The 1,787-nt window shown below is 59.2% G+C and carries 2 protein-coding genes; one reads left to right on the top strand and one right to left on the bottom strand.

All coding sequences use genetic code 11. The features are described 5' to 3' along the window. A partial coding sequence (gene efp, locus WA354_RS23130; RefSeq protein WP_472815388.1) for an elongation factor P occupies positions 1-530 on the bottom strand: 530 nt, incomplete at its 3' end. A gap of 220 nt (positions 531-750) precedes the next feature. Between efp and WA354_RS23125 the strand changes: the two genes are divergently transcribed. Beyond that, positions 751-1,614 carry a hypothetical protein gene (locus WA354_RS23125; RefSeq protein ID WP_472815387.1) on the top strand — a complete coding sequence of 288 codons (864 nt, stop codon included), beginning with the start codon at positions 751-753 and terminating at the stop codon, positions 1,612-1,614. Positions 1,615-1,787: the final 173 nt, after the last annotated feature.

The raw sequence follows: 1,787 nt of genomic DNA, 5'->3' as shown, positions 1-1,787 counted from the left end.
GTGTCGACGCGAATCTTTTCACCTACGTTGATGAAGGGAGGGACCTGCACCACAAGACCTGTTTCCGTCTTGGCCGGTTTGGTCACCGACGACGCCGTCGCCGATTTTAGCCCCGGCTCTGTCTCCACAACGGTAAGTTCAACAAACGTCGGTAACTCGATGCCCACAGCCTGTCCATCGTGGTAGCTGACCTTGATCTGCAGGTTCGGCGTCAGGTATTCAACCGCATCGCCCAGGGTTGAGCCCTTCAGCACCGTCTGCTCGTAATCCACCGGGTTCATGAAGTAGTAGTCGTCGCCATCCGCATAGAGGAACTCCATGGAAATTTCGTCGACAACGACCTTCTCGATAGCGTCGCCGGAGCGGAAGCGGTGCTCAAACATGGCGCCGGACTTCAGATTACGAAGTTTTGCCTGGATGAAGGCACGCAGGTTGCCCGGGGTACGATGTTCCACCTTGAACACCAGGTGCAGAACGTCGTTATGCTTGATGATCATGCCCGGACGCATTTGTGTGGCGGGAATCGCCATAAACGTGAAACTCCTTGCTGTACTTGGAAAAATCGGCCTTGGCCCAATCACCATTGTAACTTAGCGGCACATCTCGATCCCTTCCCGGCTCGATACCGGCACAGGCGCAACGCTGTGTTCTGATCGAACATAGAAAGGACCGCACCTGCCCGGACTAAAGACCAAAACGGCGCCGCTCCTGGCATTGCTGCTTCTTTGCCTGCTTTGGGCCTCCGCCTCTTTGCGCTCCGATCTTCTGCCCGGCTCCGCCGCCCCTGCGAATTCCTCTCTGGCGACCCAGGCAATACCGCTGGCGCTGTTCGCCGGAATCGCTGCCATCGCAGCTTGGGTGCGCAAAGTTCGCTGGCCGGTCGGCAGAGCGCTCGGTGCAACGATGTTGGTCGGGTTTGGCCTCTTTGTTATGCCTGCCGTGTTGATTCAGATCGCCGGGGAAACAATCGACGCCTCCACCCGTGTCGCCCTCTTCTCGCTAGCTCCCGTCTTCGCCCTAGTGCTGGAGCCGCACCTCGGCTCTGCATCTGCAAATCAACCACGCGGCGCACTGATGGCATCGCTCCTCGCCGTGACCGGAACATTGCTGGTGTTCCCGCTCGATTTGCCCCGGCCCGCCGCAGCAGCTTTGGCCTTCTGCGAAGTAGTCGCAGCAGTCGCTTCCCTCGCTGCTGCCAATTGCATCGCAGTCCGCATAGCATCCGAGCAACCCGCGCGATCAATTCTCAGCTTCGCAACCATCGCGACAGGATGCGCTGCAATCGCACTCGCCTTGATGGGAATAATCTTCGAGCACCGCGCCTCCCGAAGTCTGTCCCTGCACAATCCGTGGACCGCTCTCGACCTCCTCGCCCTCGCACTGCTCTTCTGGCTAATGCGCCGCATGACAGCAGTGCGCATGACCACACGCTTCCTCATCGCGCCATTCCTGGCAAACCTGATCGGCTTGGCGTTCCTGCGTCCCGGTGTTCAGGCTCGCGGCTGGCTTGGCCTTTTGTTGATCGCGGTCGGATCCGGATGGCTCCTCTTCGGGCCGGAGGGAGAGCCGGAGGAAGCCGGCTCGCCTCTGCACATCAATGAGCCGCGACCCTGAATAAAACCCGCGCCTCATCCACCAGGTTGAACCGCTTTGCCATATTTGTTGAGGAGCACCATGATCCGCTACTATGGGCTGCAATTTGGCGGCGTGCGAAACCCGCCCCGGGAGCTTCGGATGATCTTCCGCAGTTTGCGTCTTTGCTTGGTTTTCCTCCTGTCCTCCTTCAC

Origin of the sequence: Occallatibacter sp., assembly GCF_049802275.1 — a bacterium.
In the GTDB taxonomy this organism is placed as follows: Bacteria; Acidobacteriota; Terriglobia; order Terriglobales; family Acidobacteriaceae; genus Telmatobacter.
Note: the sequence above shows the minus strand (reverse complement) of the source record. Positions and strands in the feature narration are given on the sequence as shown.